The 15113-nt window shown below is 63.3% G+C and carries 13 protein-coding genes; 10 read left to right on the top strand and 3 right to left on the bottom strand.

Annotated elements, in window-relative coordinates:
• Positions 1 to 5 precede the first annotated feature (5 nt).
• From nuoH to KFB96_RS25165, 10 genes are all read left to right on the top strand, one after another.
• Positions 6 to 1040, top strand: a complete 1035-nt coding sequence (gene nuoH, locus KFB96_RS25120; protein ID WP_213455778.1) for an NADH-quinone oxidoreductase subunit NuoH — start codon at positions 6 to 8, stop codon at positions 1038 to 1040.
• A 14-nt stretch (positions 1041 to 1054) separates the two neighbouring features.
• The gene (nuoI, locus tag KFB96_RS25125; RefSeq protein WP_213455776.1) at positions 1055 to 1546 is read left to right on the top strand and encodes an NADH-quinone oxidoreductase subunit NuoI; all 492 of its coding nucleotides are present in this window, start codon (positions 1055 to 1057) and stop codon (positions 1544 to 1546) included.
• A gap of 201 nt (positions 1547 to 1747) precedes the next feature.
• Positions 1748 to 2401 (top strand): NADH-quinone oxidoreductase subunit J, encoded by a 654-nt coding sequence (locus KFB96_RS25130; RefSeq protein WP_213455775.1) that lies wholly within the window; start codon positions 1748 to 1750, stop codon positions 2399 to 2401.
• On the top strand, positions 2398 to 2703 hold the full coding sequence (gene nuoK, locus KFB96_RS25135; protein WP_007190921.1) for an NADH-quinone oxidoreductase subunit NuoK: 306 nt from the start codon (positions 2398 to 2400) through the stop codon (positions 2701 to 2703). The genes KFB96_RS25130 and nuoK overlap by 4 nt, the downstream gene beginning before the upstream one ends.
• Before the next feature lie 75 nt (positions 2704 to 2778).
• Positions 2779 to 4785 carry an NADH-quinone oxidoreductase subunit L gene (gene nuoL, locus KFB96_RS25140; protein ID WP_213455773.1) on the top strand — a complete coding sequence of 669 codons (2007 nt, stop codon included), beginning with the start codon at positions 2779 to 2781 and terminating at the stop codon, positions 4783 to 4785.
• A 20-nt stretch (positions 4786 to 4805) separates the two neighbouring features.
• The gene (locus KFB96_RS25145) at positions 4806 to 6386 is read left to right on the top strand and encodes an NADH-quinone oxidoreductase subunit M (RefSeq protein ID WP_213455771.1); all 1581 of its coding nucleotides are present in this window, start codon (positions 4806 to 4808) and stop codon (positions 6384 to 6386) included.
• Between the two features lie 245 nt (positions 6387 to 6631).
• A complete protein-coding gene (gene nuoN / locus KFB96_RS25150) occupies positions 6632 to 8071 on the top strand; it encodes an NADH-quinone oxidoreductase subunit NuoN (RefSeq protein ID WP_213455769.1) in 1440 nt (479 codons plus the stop codon).
• A gap of 331 nt (positions 8072 to 8402) precedes the next feature.
• Complete coding sequence (gene dapA / locus KFB96_RS25155; protein WP_213455768.1) at positions 8403 to 9278, top strand: 4-hydroxy-tetrahydrodipicolinate synthase; 876 nt, start codon at positions 8403 to 8405, stop codon at positions 9276 to 9278.
• Between the two features lie 67 nt (positions 9279 to 9345).
• Complete coding sequence (bamC, locus tag KFB96_RS25160) at positions 9346 to 10533, top strand: outer membrane protein assembly factor BamC (protein ID WP_300971094.1); 1188 nt, start codon at positions 9346 to 9348, stop codon at positions 10531 to 10533.
• 12 nt (positions 10534 to 10545) lie between these two features.
• Positions 10546 to 11307 (top strand): MBL fold metallo-hydrolase, encoded by a 762-nt coding sequence (locus tag KFB96_RS25165; RefSeq protein WP_213455764.1) that lies wholly within the window; start codon positions 10546 to 10548, stop codon positions 11305 to 11307.
• 13 nt (positions 11308 to 11320) lie between these two features.
• On the opposite strand, the gene KFB96_RS25170 is transcribed toward KFB96_RS25165, so the two are convergent.
• The 3 genes from KFB96_RS25170 to KFB96_RS25180 all read right to left on the bottom strand — a co-directional run bounded on the left by KFB96_RS25170 (position 11321) and on the right by KFB96_RS25180 (position 15082).
• Entirely contained in the window at positions 11321 to 14041 is a 2721-nt protein-coding gene (locus tag KFB96_RS25170; RefSeq protein WP_213455762.1) for a cation-translocating P-type ATPase, read from the bottom strand.
• Between the two features lie 61 nt (positions 14042 to 14102).
• Positions 14103 to 14390, bottom strand: coding sequence for a hypothetical protein (locus KFB96_RS25175; RefSeq protein WP_213455760.1), 288 nt, complete (start codon positions 14388 to 14390; stop codon positions 14103 to 14105).
• 23 nt (positions 14391 to 14413) lie between these two features.
• Entirely contained in the window at positions 14414 to 15082 is a 669-nt protein-coding gene (locus KFB96_RS25180; RefSeq protein ID WP_300971099.1) for an ankyrin repeat domain-containing protein, read from the bottom strand.
• Positions 15083 to 15113: the final 31 nt, after the last annotated feature.

A 15113-nucleotide genomic window follows, 5' to 3' on the forward strand; every position in this document is an offset into this window, starting at 1 on the left:
CTACGATGATCGAACTATGGAATGCGCTTCCCGTGGTGATCCAGATCCTGATCAAGATCGCCGCGATTGTCCTGCCGCTCCTCGGAATGGTGGCTTATTACACCTTGGCCGAGCGCAAGGTGATCGGCTATATCCAGGTCCGCATCGGGCCCAATCGGGTCGGCTGGCGCGGCTCGCTGCAGCCGATCGCGGATGCGGTCAAACTGATGATGAAAGAGATCGTCATCCCGACCAAGGCGGACAAGACGTTGTTCTTGTTGGCGCCGATGATCGCGATCGCGCCGGCCTTGGCCGCTTGGGCGGTGTTCCCGTTCGACGAGGGACTCGTGCTCGCCGACATCAATGCCGGCTTGCTCTATCTGCTTGCACTGACCTCGCTCGGTGTCTACGGCATCATCATCGCGGGTTGGGCGTCGAACTCGAAATATGCGTTGCTCGGCGCCATGCGCTCCGCGGCTCAGATCGTCGCCTACGAGATCGCGATGGGCTTTGCGCTGGTCGGTGTGCTGGTGGCCGCCGGGAGCCTGAATCTGGGCGCGATCGTCGCGGCCCAAGAGGGCAACCTCCTGACCTGGTTCTGGTTGCCGCTGCTGCCCTTGTTCGGCGTCTATCTGATCTCGGGGATCGCCGAGACCAACCGCGCGCCCTTCGACGTGGCCGAAGGCGAGTCCGAGATCGTCGCCGGTTTCCATGTCGAGTATTCCGGGATGGCCTTCGCGGTCTTCTTCCTGGCCGAATACGCGAACATGATCCTCATCTCGGCGCTCTCGGCCCTGCTCTTTATGGGAGGCTGGCTGTCGCCCTTCCCGCAGGCGTGGGTCGAGGACAGCCTGCTTTTGGGTGACGGCTTCCATTGGCTGTTGCTCAAGACCTTCTTCTTCATGTTCGTATTCCTGTGGTTACGGGCGACCTTCCCGCGCTATCGCTACGACCAGATCATGCGTCTGGGTTGGAAGGTGTTCATCCCGATCACGATCGTCTGGATCCTGGTGGTAGCGCTTGCGGTTCTCGCCGAGCTGCCCCCTTGGTGGTCCGCCTGACCCGGAGACGACCGATGCTGAAAGCCACACGCGAATATCTCCAGAGCCTTTTGATGGTCGAGCTCTTCAAGGGCTTGAGTCTGACCGGCGCTTACATGTTCAAGCGCAAGTTCACGGTTCAGTATCCGGAGGAGAGGGCCCCGATCTCGCCGCGTTTTCGCGGCCTGCATGCCCTGCGGCGCTATCCCAACGGGGAAGAGCGCTGCATCGCCTGCAAGCTCTGCGAGGCGGTCTGTCCGGCACTGGCCATCACGATCGAGGCCGAGCCGCGCGAGGACGGATCCAGGCGGACGACGCGATACGACATCGACCTCTTCAAGTGCATCTATTGCGGGTTTTGCGAGGAGTCTTGCCCGGTAGACTCGATCGTCGAGACCGGGGTCTACGAGTATCACTTCGAGAATCGCGGCGAGAACATCATGACCAAAGAGAAACTCCTCGCGATCGGGGACAAGTACGAGGCGGACATCGCCGCGGCACGCGCCGCGGATGCGCCTTACCGCTGACCGTGATGCGTCTGCGGATCGCAGGGAAGGCGGTGGATACCGGGCGAGGGGCGGCGAGCGCCGAGTCCCCGAGCGGCGTTGTCGGGGGTCGTCGCCGGCGGTCGCGCATCGCTGATCCGGGCTTCCCCCGTACCTGCGCTTCGGCTCGTTCGGTCTTTGCGCATTGCGCCGTTGCGGCTAACCAAGGCATCTGGATGAATCATGGGCTTTGAAAAATTCCTGTTCTATGTGTTCGCGGCCATAACCTTAGTCGCTGCAGGGATGGTGATCACGCGTCGCAATCCGGTCCACGCCGTCCTCTATCTGGTGCTCGCCTTCATCAGCAGCGCGGCCCTCTGGATCATGCTCGAGGCCGAATTCCTCGGCATCGTGCTCATCCTGGTTTATGTCGGCGCCGTGATGGTGCTCTTCCTCTTCGTGGTCATGATGCTCGATGTCGATATCGCGACGCTGCGTGCGGGCTTTATTCGCTATTTGCCCATCGGTGCGCTGATTGCGGTGGTGCTTGCACTCGAGATCTTCCTGATCGTCGGGCCGGCCAACTTCGGATTGCAACAGTTCCCCTCGCCCGTGCCGGCAGGCCCCGATGTCAGCAATACCGAAGAGCTCGGTCTACTGCTCTACACCGTCTACGTTTATCCGTTCGAAATCGCCGCCGTCATCCTGCTTGTCGCCATCGTCGCCGCGATTCGCTTGACCTTGCGACGCCGGCCCGAGACCAAGTACATGGATCCGGCGAAGCAGGTCAGGGTCAAGAAGGGTCCGGACCGGATTCGTATCGTCAAGATGCCTTCCGAGAGTGCCGCGGTTCCGGCCGTTGCTGCCTCGGCTGCACCACAGGAATCGACCGAATGATCGCGCTCTCAGACTATCTGATCCTGGCTGCCGGGCTCTTCATGCTGGCGGTCGCCGGGATCTTCCTGAATCGCAAGAACGTCATCCTGCTGCTGATGTGTATCGAGCTGATGCTCTTGGCGGTGAATATGAACTTCGTCGCCTTCTCCCATTTCCTCGGGGATATGACGGGGCAGGTCTTCGTCTTTTTCATCCTGACCGTGGCGGCGGCGGAGGCTGCGATCGGGCTTGCGATCCTGGTGGTGCTTTTCCGTAATCGGCAGACGATCAACGTGGAGGATCTGGACAGCCTCAAGGGATAGCGCGGACGGCGACAAGGTGTCTGCGTGACTGGCGGGTCGATTCGGATCACATCAAGCGAAAGAGCGAACTAAATAGTGGAAAACGTCTACCTGACCATCGTGCTCGCGCCGCTCATCGGCGCCATCATCGCCGGCTTTTTCGGCGGCCGAATCGGCCGAGAGGGGGCGCATGCGGTGACCATCGCCGGCGTCGGGCTCTCCACGGCACTGTCGCTTATGGTGCTGGCGCGTTTCATCTGGGATGATCTGCCGGTCTACAACGAGGCCGTCTATACCTGGATGGTGTCGGACGGGATCCGCTTCGAGATCGGCTTCCTGGTCGATCGGCTCACGGCGCTCATGATGGCGACCGTGACCTTTGTTTCCTTGATGGTCCACATCTATACGATCGGCTACATGGCCGACGACGAGCACAACTGGCCGAAAGGCGCGCTGACCGGCAAGAACAGTTACCAGCGGTTCTTCAGCTACATCTCGCTCTTTACCTTCTCCATGTTGATGTTGGTGATGTCCAACAACTTCATGCAGCTCTTTTTCGGGTGGGAGGCGGTCGGTCTGGTCTCCTACCTGCTGATCGGCTTCTGGTCGACGCGCGAGACGGCGATCTTCGCCAATATGAAGGCATTCCTGGTCAACCGGGTCGGTGACTTCGGCTTCATCCTGGGCATCGCTGCGGTCGGGATGTATTTCAACAGTATGGATTACGCGGAGGTCTTTGCCGCGGCACCTGCCCATGCCGGAACGCAGGTCGCCGTATTCGGCGGCGTCTCGCTCATGACGCTGATCTGCATCCTGCTCTTCATCGGGGCCATGGGTAAGTCGGCGCAGGTGCCCTTGCATGTCTGGCTGCCGGACTCGATGGAAGGCCCCACGCCCATCTCGGCCTTGATTCACGCCGCGACCATGGTCACCGCCGGTGTCTTCATGGTCGCGCGGATGTCGCCGCTGTTCGAGATGTCGGAGACGGCGCTCAGCTTCATCCTCATCATCGGCGCGACCACGGCGCTTTTCATGGGTCTGATCGGTCTGGTGCAGAACGACATCAAGCGCGTCGTCGCCTATTCGACCCTCTCGCAGCTCGGTTATATGGTGACGGCGCTCGGTGCTTCGGCCTATGCGGCCGGGATGTTCCACCTGATGACCCATGCCTTCTTCAAGGCGCTGCTGTTCCTGGCCGCAGGGTCGGTGATCATCGCCCTGCATCACAAGCAGGACATCCGCGAGATGGGCGGCCTGCGCCGTTACATGCCGATCACCTGGATCACCGCGCTGATCGGCACGCTGGCCCTGATCGGCTTCCCGGCCTTCTCCGGCTTTTTCTCCAAGGACGCCATCATCGAGGCGGTGGGGCACTCGACGCTCTACGGGTCCGGTTATGCCTCGTTGCTCCTGACGATCGGCGTCTTCGTCACCGCCCTCTACAGTTTCCGCATGTACTTCCTGGTCTTCCACGGCAAGCCGCGGATGGACGAGCACACCCGACACCATCTGCACGAGACCCCGTGGGTGGTCACCTTGCCGTTGGTGTTGCTGGCGATCCCATCGGTGGTGCTCGGTTGGCTGGTCGTGGAGCCGCTGCTGGTGACCAACTGGTTCGCGACCGGCGACTGGAACCCCATCGTGGTGGCGCCCGAGCACGACACCCTGCAGCCGCTGCGCGAGCATTGGCACGGCCAGTGGGCCTTCGTGCTGCACGGCATGACCATGCCGCCCTTCTTTCTGGCGATGGGCGGTCTGATCTTGGCGGCCTTCGTCTGGTGGTTCACCTTCGCCAAGAATCCGAAGATCGACGATGAGCTGCAGGCGATGGGTGGTCCCGTGACCAAGATCCTGCAGGCGAAGTACGGGTTCGACGACTTCAATCAGAAGGTCTTCGCGGGCGGCGGTCGTTGGCTGGGCAAGGTGCTCTGGCTCGGCGGTGACCGCGCCATCATCGACGACGGTGTGGTCAACGGATCGGCCCATCGCGTTGCGGCGCTGGCGCAGCGGGCGCGGCATCTGCAAACCGGTTACCTCTATCACTACGCGATTGCGATGATCGTCGGGCTCGTCGGGCTCTTGACGTTCTTCGTCGTGTTCTAAAGCGGAAGGAGACGCCCTGCATGTACGAGTTCCCTCTCCTGACGCTGGTCATCTGGCTGCCCATCATCGGCGGTATCGCCGTGCTGGCGAGCGGTGATCGAGCCTCCGAGATCTCCAAGTGGATCGCGCTCGCCTTTGCGATCCTGACCTTCGCGATCAGCCTCGGCCTCTGGACGGGTTTCGACGCCGGCAGCGGTCAGATGCAGTTCGTGGAGCGCGCGGCCTGGATCCCGACCTTCAATGTCGATTACTACCTGGGCGTCGACGGCATCTCCATGCCGCTGATCATCCTGACGACCTTCATCACCATCTTCGTGATCATCGCGGGTTGGGATGTCATCACCTATAAGCCGTCGCATTACATGGCGGCCTTCCTGATCATGGAAGGCGTGATGGTCGGCGTCTTTTCGGCCCTCGATGCCATCCTCTTCTATGTCTTCTGGGAGTCGATGCTGATCCCGATGTTCATCATCATCGGGGTCTGGGGCGGACCGAATCGGGTCTATGCGACCATCAAGTTCTTCCTCTATACCTTCTTCGGCTCGGTCTTCATGTTGGTCGCCTTGATCTACATGTTCTTCCAGGCCGACAGCTTCAGTATCCTGGATTTCCACGATCTGGAGCTCGGCATGACCGCCCAGATCCTGATCTTCATCGCCTTCCTGCTTGCCTTTGCGGTGAAGGTGCCGATGTTCCCGGTCCACACCTGGTTGCCGGACGCGCATGTCGAGGCGCCGACCGGCGGGTCGGTGATCCTGGCGGCCATCATGCTGAAGATCGGCGGTTACGGGTTCCTGCGCTTTTCCATGCCGATTACGCCGGACGCCAGTGCCTCGCTCGATTGGCTGATGATCGCGTTGTCGCTGATCGCCGTGGTCTACATCGGGTTCGTGGCCCTGGTTCAGCAGGACATGAAGAAGCTGATCGCCTATTCGTCGATCGCCCACATGGGCTTCGTGACGCTCGGCTTCTTTATCGTCTTCACCATCATCCGCAACCCGGATGTCGCCGGCGGTGCGGTGATGGGAATCGAGGGCGGTATGGTGCAGATGATCTCGCACGGCTTCATCTCGGGCGCGCTCTTTCTCTGCGTGGGCGTGCTCTATGACCGCGTGCATTCGCGCGAGATCGCAGACTACGGCGGTGTCATCAACACCATGCCCTGGTTCGGTGCCTTCGTGGTCTTTTTCGCGATGGCCAATGCCGGCCTGCCCGGAACCTCCGGTTTCGTCGGCGAGTTCATGGTGATCCTCGCGACCTTCCGGGCCGATTTCTGGTGGGCCTTCCTGGCCGCGACCACCTTGATCCTGGCGGCGGCCTTTACCCTCTGGATGGTCAAACGGGTGATCTTCGGCGAGGTCAAGAACGAGAAGGTGGCGGGTCTGCAGGATCTCAATCGGCGCGAGACCTTCAATCTCGGGGTCCTGGCCGCTGCGGTTCTGGCCCTCGGGATCTGGCCCGCGCCCTTGATGGAGGTGATGCACGCCTCCGTCGAGAACCTGGTCGCCCATGTCAGCGAGTGCAAGCTGCCGGCCTCCGAGGCGGCGGACTGCGTCCTTGCGGTGCCCGCATCCGTGGCTGGTCTGACTGGACAGCCCTAAAGATGGGTTCGGGGATGCGCCCGGGCGCGGGTCTCACTTAAACCGCGTCCAGAGCGAGATGCTCACTTTCGAGTGAGCTCGAAGTTTGGTGAATCCACGACCCTTAGCGGGGGGCGCGGTTTAAAATTTTATATTTTTTAATACTTTAAACCGCGCCGGCTCCAGCGGTTCTGAAATCCGCCGGGGCCGATCCCATCCAAAAACATCGCATACCGCACTGGGCGCGGTTTAATCGGAATTCTCACATGCCATTCGATGCCGCCAATCTGATCCCCATCCTGCCGGAGATTGCGATCCTGATCACCGCCAGCGTCGTGCTGGTGCTGGATCTCTATCTCAAGGAGAAGGATAAGGACCTCAACCATACCCTGACCCTGATCGGTCTGCTGGTCGCGATCGGCCTCACGGGTGCCGTGGGCGGCGGCGAGGCGCGCATCGTCTTCGACGGCAATGTCGTGCGCGACGGCCTGACCGATTTGCTCCGGGGCGCGATCCTGATCGTCAGCCTGCTCGCCTTCGTCTATGCGCGCCCCTGGCTGAAGGATCGCGGGCTTTTCGTCGGCGAGTTCTACGTCCTTGCGCTGTTTGCGATCCTCGGGATGCTGATCATGGTCTCGGCCAACAGCTTCCTGACCATCTATCTCGGTCTCGAGCTTCAGGCGCTCTGTCTCTATGCCTTGGTCGCCTTCGATCGGGACTCGACGAAGGGCGCCGAAGCGGCCATGAAGTATTTCGTGCTGGGTGCGCTGGGCTCCGGAATGCTCCTTTACGGCGTCTCCATGATCTACGGCGCCACCGGATCGATCGAGTTCGGTCCGGTCGCACAGGCGGTCGCCGAGCAGGGGATGGAAAACAAGGTCCTGGTCTTCGGCGTGGTCTTCCTGGTCATCGGCGTGGGTTTCAAGTTCGGCGCCGTGCCCTTCCACATGTGGGTCCCGGATATCTACGAGGGTGCGCCCACGCCGGCCGTCCTGTTGCTCGGCAGTGCGCCCAAGATCGCGGCCTTCGCGTTGGCGATTCGCATGCTGGTGGATGGACTGGAGGCGATCCAGCCGGACTGGCAGGGGATGCTCCTGATCCTCGCCGTGCTCTCCATGGGTCTGGGCAACCTGGTCGCGATCGCACAGACCAACATCAAACGGATGCTGGCCTACTCGACCATCTCGCACGTCGGTTTTATCTTTCTCGGACTCTTGGCCGGCACCGCGCAGGGCTACGCGTCGGCGATGTTCTACGCGATCGTCTACGCGGTGATGTCGACCGGTGCCTTCGGCATCCTCTTGATCCTGAGCCGCAAAGGTTTCGATGCGGAGAATCTGGATGACCTCAAGGGGCTGAACGACCGGGATTCCTGGTATGCCGCCATGATGGCATTGGTGATGTTCTCGATGGCCGGCGTGCCGCCGACGGTCGGCTTCATGGCGAAGCTGCTGGTGCTGGAGTCTGTCGTTCGGATCGACCTCGTCTGGCTCGCACTGGTCGCCGTCGCCTTTTCGATCATCGGGGCTTTCTACTACCTGCGTGTGGTCAAGGTGATCTATTTCGATAAGCCGGATCCGGACATGCCGGTCCTGACGACCAGCGGCGGCGTGCGTTTCGCCATGAGCCTCAACGGTCTTTCCCTGTTGTTCCTCGGTCTCTTCCCGGCGGCGCTTTTGAGTTGGTGTCAAAGTGTCTTTGTTTGAGCCACTAGGTTTAGATCGCCTCGGGAGTGAGTGTTTCGGGGTCGAACGCCAGGGGTCCGCGCACCCGGGCTCGGATCATCTCGGTTGTGTCGGCGCCGTCTCGCGTACTACCATCGGGGTTTTCGCCTAAACCGCGTCCAGAGCGACATGCGTTATTTGCACGTGGTGTCGGACTCAAGGATTTCTTCGACCTTTGTCGTGACGCGGTTTAAAATTTAATATTTTTTAAGACTTTAAACCGCGCCAGCTCCAACGATCGTCGAGTCTGCCGGGGCTGATCCCATCCAAAAACATCACATACCGCGCCGTGCGCGGTTTAACGGAGTCGGACATGTTTCGCGGCAGCATCGTTGCCCTCATCACCCCCATGCACGAAGACGGGGGCATCGACGACGCGAGCCTCGGGCGTCTCGTCGACTTCCATGTCGACGCCGGGACCACGGCCATCGTCGCAGTCGGGACCACGGGAGAATCGGCAACGCTCGACGAAGAGGAGCACTGCGCGGTCATTCGCAGAACGCTCGAGCTTGCCGCCGGCAGGATCCCCATCATCGCGGGTACGGGCGCCAACTCGACCCGCGAGGCGATCACCCTGACCCGCTGCGCCAAGGAGGCCGGCGCACAGGCCGCCCTTCTGGTGACACCCTATTACAACAAACCCACCCAAGAGGGGCTGTATCTGCATTATCGTGCGATCGCCGAGGCCGTGGATATCCCGCAGATCCTCTACAACGTGCCGGGCCGCACGGCCTGCGATCTGCTGCCCGAGACTGCGGCTCGGCTCGCGCCGATCGACAACATCGTCGGCATCAAGGACGCGACGGGTGACCTCACCCGTGTCGGGCGGTTGCGTGCCGGCTGCGGCGAGGGATTCGCGCTCTACAGCGGGGATGATGCGACCGGGTGCGAGTTCATGCTGATGGGCGGCGACGGCGTGATCTCGGTGACCTCGAATCTAGCCCCGCGATTGATGCAGGACATGTGCGAGGCGGCGCTCGCGGGCGATCGCGAGCATGCAGAGTCCATCAATCGGCGGCTCGATGCCCTGCATCACGACCTGTTCGTACAGTCCAATCCGATCCCGGTAAAATGGGCCGCTGCCGAGATGGGGCTGTGCTCGAAAGGGATCCGTCTCCCGCTCACCTGGCTCTCCGACGAGCACCATGCACGCGTTCGTGCGGCAATGGAGCAAGCGGGTGTGCTCTGAAAGCATCCGCCGCATCGACGCTCCCGAGCGGTGGCCTATGCTCAATCGATTAAAGAGGTCGCACACCTTGAGACCACGTCTATGGCCGACCGGCGGCGTTTCCGCCGGCTTGGCGCTGACCCTGCTTTTGTCGGGTTGCGGCTCGAGCGTCATCAGCGACGCGATCCCCGATCAGCGGCTTGCCTACAAGAAGCAACAGGAGGCCGGCGAGAATCTCGAGATCCCGCCTGATCTGACCGCAGGGCGGTTCGACGATGCCCTCGACATTCCGCCCGTCGGCGGGGCGACCTACTCGGAGTACAGCGGGAGTCGCGCGCAACGCCAGCGTGTCGCGGCTTCGGGCGAGGTCCTTCCCGAGACACCCAATGTGGAGTTGCAGCGGCGTGACTCCGAGCGCTGGCTCGAGGTGCAGGCCTCGCCGCAGCAGGTGTGGCCCAAGGTCATCTCCTTCTGGCGAGAGCAGGGCATCCTCTTGGTCGAGCAGAATCCGTCCGTCGGCGTGATGCGCACCGATTGGCTGGATAACCGCGCCGAGATCCGGCGCGATTTCGTCACGCGCATGATCAGCAAGGTCGTCGAGGGGGTCTACGCGACCTCGACGCGCGATCAGTACAGTCTGCGTATCGAGCCCGGCACGACACCCGGAACCACCGACATCCATCTCACGCATCGCGGGATGGAGGAGCGGCTGGTCACCAACGCGATCGGTGACGGCAGCCGGACCATTTGGGAGCCCAGCGGGACCGATCCCGGCAAGGAAGCCGAGATGTTGCGGCGTCTCATGGTTTTTCTGGGTGCATCCGAGCAGCGTGCCGCGGCCGCGAGCCCCGTCTCCGGGGGCAGCTCCGGCGGCGCCGGAACCGGGCTTGCCATGCGGCCCGTCGGTGCTCGCCTCGTCAGCGAGGGGGGCTCTCAAGCCCTGGTGATCCAGGAGGACTTCCGTCGCGCCTGGAGGACCGCCGGATCGGCACTGGATCGTGCCGGATTCGCCGTGGAAGATCGCGATATGAGTGAGGGCATCTACTATGTCCGATACGCAGGGCGGGATGGCGCGTCCGAGGACAAGAGCCCCGGCCTCCTCTCGCGGATGGCCTTCTGGAAGAAGAACGAGGTCGACCCGGTCAAGCAGTATCAGGTGCGTGTGCAGGGTGGCGAAACCGAATCACGGGTTACCGTGCTGGATGCACGCGGGAATCCGGATACATCCGAGTCGAGCCAGCGGATCCTGACGCTGATGAAGGAGCAGATTCGCTAGGCCTGCCCCGACGTGCGTTTCTGCTCTCTCGGCAGCGGCAGCCGCGGTAATGCCACGCTGGTGGAAAGCGCGGGCTGCCGCGTGCTGGTGGACAACGGCCTCAGCCTACGCGAGTTGCATCAGCGCCTGCGATCGGTGGACGTCGAGCCGGACAGCATCGATGTCCTGCTCCTAACCCATGAGCACGGCGACCATGTGAAGGGTGTCCGGTCCTTCGCAAGGCGACATCGCGCGGAGGTCTGGACGACCCCGGGTACCTGGCGGGCGGCCGGCACCCCCGAGATCCCGAGGTTGCGGCTACTCTCCGGTCAGGGGCAGTGGATGCGTATCGACGGCCTGCGTATCCGCTCCTACCCAGTCCCGCACGACGCCCGCGAACCTTGTCAGTTCCTCTTCGAGGCGGATGGACGTCGCCTGGGGATGCTGACGGATGCCGGCTGCGTGACACCCCACATGACGGAGGTTCTTCAGGATTGCGATGCGTTGATCCTGGAGCTCAACCATGATCCGGATCTGCTGCGTCGCGGCCCTTATCCGCCGAGTCTGCAGCGACGCGTCGCCGGCGACTTCGGGCATCTCAGCAACCTGCAAGCCGCCGGCCTGCTCGATGCCTTGCCGAACCGAGCCATCGCGCAGCTCTGCGTTGCGCATGTCAGCGAGACCAACAACCATCCCGATCTCGTCCGCACAAGCATCCGCGGGGTTTGCGAGTCGCTCGCCGATCGGACTTTGATCTTTGAGCAGGATCAGGCGAGCACTTGGTGTGTGTCTTGATCGAGGCGGGTCATCATGCTCGGGGACGCTGCTCATCGGAACTCCAGAAACGCATGGTTGAGAATCGCCGTTGCCCCCACTTCCTGCCTTCGTCGAGCAGGAGCACGCTGGAGGCGACGAGCGCGGCCTTGAGCCAGTCGATGGGTTGCAGGTGAACCGTTCCGAAGATCTCCTGAGCCGTTGACCAATTCACGACCAGAACCTGGAGCGCGAGGACGGCGCCGAGTGCGAGCCAGAGTTTGCCGTTCGCGAGGAAGTGGGTGTTGAAGGCGCTGCCGTGCTCGCTGCGGGCATTGAAGACGTTGAAGAACTGAAAGAGGACGAAGGTGGTGAAGGCGAGTGTGAGGGCGTAGGCCTCGCCGTGGGTGGTCAAGGCATCCTGAAACAGCCAGAGCGTGCCGAACATCATGGTGGTGCCGTAGAGGCCGAGGAGCGCCAAGCGCTTCAGCGTGAGGATCTGAGAGTCCTGTCGGCGGGGCAGGGCCCGCATGATGCCGGGACGCGCCGGCTCGACGCCGAGGGTCATCGCGGGCGGGCCGTCCATGATGATGTTGATCCAGAGGAGTTGGATCGCCGTGAAGGGGGTCGGAAGCCCCATCAGGGTTGCCGCCAGCACGGTCAGGATGGCGCCGATATTGGTCGAGAGCTGAAAGCGCACGAACTTCACGATGTTGTCGAAGATGACGCGCCCTTCCTCGACTGCCCGGACGATGGTCGCGAAGTTGTCGTCCATCAACACCATGGTCGCGGCCTCGCGCGTGACGGCCGTGCCCGTCAGACCCATGGCGACACCGATATCCGCAGCCTTCACCGCGGGCGCGTCGTTCACCCCGTCGCCGGTCATGGCCACGACATGGCCACGCGCCTTGAGCGCCTTCACGATCCGGACCTTGTGGGCCGGCGAGACCCGCGCGATGACGCCGATGTCCTCGATCCGCTGCCCGAGTGCGGCCTCGTCCATCGCGTCGAGCTCGGCGCCGGTGACGACCTCGCCGGTCAACCCGAGCTCGCGCCCGATGGCCTCGGCAGTGAGCTTGTGGTCGCCCGTAATCATCTTGACCTGGATGCCGGCCTGCCGACAGCGGGCGATGGCCTCGGCGGCCTCCGGGCGCGGCGGGTCCATGAGGCCGGCAAGCCCCACGAAGGTCCAGCCCTCGGCCCATCGCCACAGGTCGTCCGCGGGCTCGTAATCACGGGCCGGGATGGTCCGCCGTGCCACGGCGAGCACCCGCAGCGCTTGGCTCGCGAGGAGCTCGTTCTCGGCCTCGATACGCTCGCGGGTCGCGGCGTCGAGTGGTTGCTCGCCGTTTGCAGTCAGCCAGTGCGAGGCGCGGGCGAGCAGGACGTCCGGCGCACCTTTGACGAACAGCTCGACCTGATCGCCGGCATGGTGAAAGGTCGCCATGAACTTGTGGGCGGAGTCGAAGGGGATCTCGGCGATCCGCGGGCGGCGCGCCTGCTCGGATTCCGGGTCGAGACCGGCCTTGCGGGCGAGAACCCAGAGGGCGCCCTCGGTGGGATCCCCGATCAACGCGCCGTCGCGCACGCGCGATTCGTTGCAGAGCGCCATGGGACGCGCCAGGTCGATCGGATCGATCGGGTCGGTCGGCGCGCTCGGATCGTCCCGAAGAATCGCGCCCTCGGCCCCGTAGCCGTCGCCTTCGACACTGAAGCGCCCGCCTGCAAACCAGCCGGCACGCGCCGTCATCCGGTTGAGCGTGAGTGTCCCCGTCTTATCGGAACAAATCACGGTGGTCGAGCCCAGGGTTTCGACCGCCGAGAGCTTCTTGAGGATCGCCCGGTTCTGGGCCATCCGCCACATGCCGATCGCCAGGGTCACGGTGACGACGGCCGGCAGGCCCTCGGGGATCGCTGCCACCGCGAGCGCAACGGCGGTGATTGCGGCCTGCGTCCAGGGTAGTCCGCGTGTCAGGTCGAGGACGAAGATCAGGGTGACGATGACCCCGGCGATCGCCGCCAGCCGCTTGCCGAGCGTATCCAGCTGACGTTGCAGGGGTGTCTCGGAGTCCGGCGTCTCGGCGATCAACCCGGCCAGCCGGCCGATCTCGGTGGTCATGCCGGTGTCGACGACCAGCATCTCGGCCCGGCCGCGCGTCACCACGGTGTTCATGTAAAGCATGTTCAGGCGCTCGGCCAGCGGCGGGTCGGCTGCGTCCAATGCCTGTATGCGTTTGCCGACCGGCTGGGACTCGCCGGTCAGGGCGGCCTCGTCCACCTCCAGGTTGGGTGCCGTCAGCAGGCGCCCGTCCGCGGGCACACGATCGCCTGCCTCGAGCAGGACCAGATCGCCGGGCACCAGATCGGCCGCTTCGACCTCGCCGATCCGACCGTCGCGCCGCACGCGAGCACGGACCGCGACCATCGCTTTGAGGGTGGAGAGCGTGCGCTCGGCACGGTGCTCTTGATAGAAGCCGAGCGCCGCATTGAGGATCACGACGATCAGGATGACCACGGCGTCTTTGAGGTCCCCGATGGTCCAGGCCAGTGCGGCCGCGAAGAGGAGCACGATCACCAGCAGGTTTCGGAACTGGTCCAGGAATCTGAGCCAGAGCGGGCGCGCCTTGGTTTCGGCGAGTGCGTTCTCGCCGTAACGGCGACGTCGCAGATCCGCCTCGGCCGTGGCGAGACCCCGAGCGGGATCCACGTCCAGCGACGCGGCGGTCTCCGCGACACCCAAGCCGTGCCACCGACGCGGATGCGTCTCGGCAGTCATCGTTATGCCTCCGGCCTCAGCCAACTGTCCGAGTCATCGGTGTTCACCCGCTTACGCGCGATCAGTCGTCGGTCAGCCAACCCTGCAATGCCTCTACGAGTGCCTGGGCCTGTGCGCGGCTGGAGATGTTGAACTTCGACTGCTGTCGGTACTCGCCGCTGCGCTTCTGATAGCGACGAATCGTATATTTGTCCGGACCGTACGCCTCCTTCGCGCGATCCCAATCCTGATAGCGAAAGAGGATCGTGGTCCAACTTCCCTTGGAGAGGACGACCTTGTCGATCTCCTTGGTCGTGTCGATACCGTCTTCCGTGTAGGTCACCGTCAGATCTTCGATCCGTTCGGCCATTCGGTCGCTCCTGTGCGAATCGGTCAGGGGGCTGGGTCCGCCCTCGCACCGTTGAGCGCGAGGGTCGAGACGATAAACCGGGCGTCGCGCCCGGGCGCCGATTCTCGCGCAATCCGCAGCGGCATGCGACCGTCGTCGGCGGGTTGATTGACATCGGCGCCGGCGAGGATCAGTCGCCGTACCGTCTCGAGATGCCCGTTTCGGATGGCGACATGCAGCGGCGCATCCCCGTTCGGCCCCGGTTTGTCGATCTGCGCGCCCGCATTGACGAGGAAATTCAGAGTATCGCGGTCGATCACTCCCGCCTCGACCAACGCGACCAATGCGCCCTGTGCATCGAGCTGCGCGCCTTGGTCGATGAGCATGCTGGCGACCTGAATGCGCCCGTGCTCGAGCGCGACCTCGAGCGGAGTCTTCCCCGCGGCATTCGGTGCCTTGAGATCCGCGCCGTTGCGGGCGAGCGTCCGCGCGATGGCGACGCGTCCCGCGCGCGCGGCGACGTGCAGCGGCGGGTCGCCGTGCGCATCCGGCCGATCGAGATCGCTCTTCCAGTAGATATGACGTGAGACCTGGTCGATATCCCCGATCTCGACCGCCCGGTGCAGATTCACCGTCGGTGCGGCAGGTTCCGTGCAGCCCGGGAGCGACAGCGCTGCAATCAGCAGCAGAGTCGGAACGTAAACCTTCATCATGCCTGCGCTCCGGTCTCGTCGCCGCCGGGTC

The sequence above is a fragment of the Thiocapsa sp. genome, assembly GCF_018399035.1.
Classification (GTDB): domain Bacteria; phylum Pseudomonadota; class Gammaproteobacteria; order Chromatiales; family Chromatiaceae; genus Thiocapsa.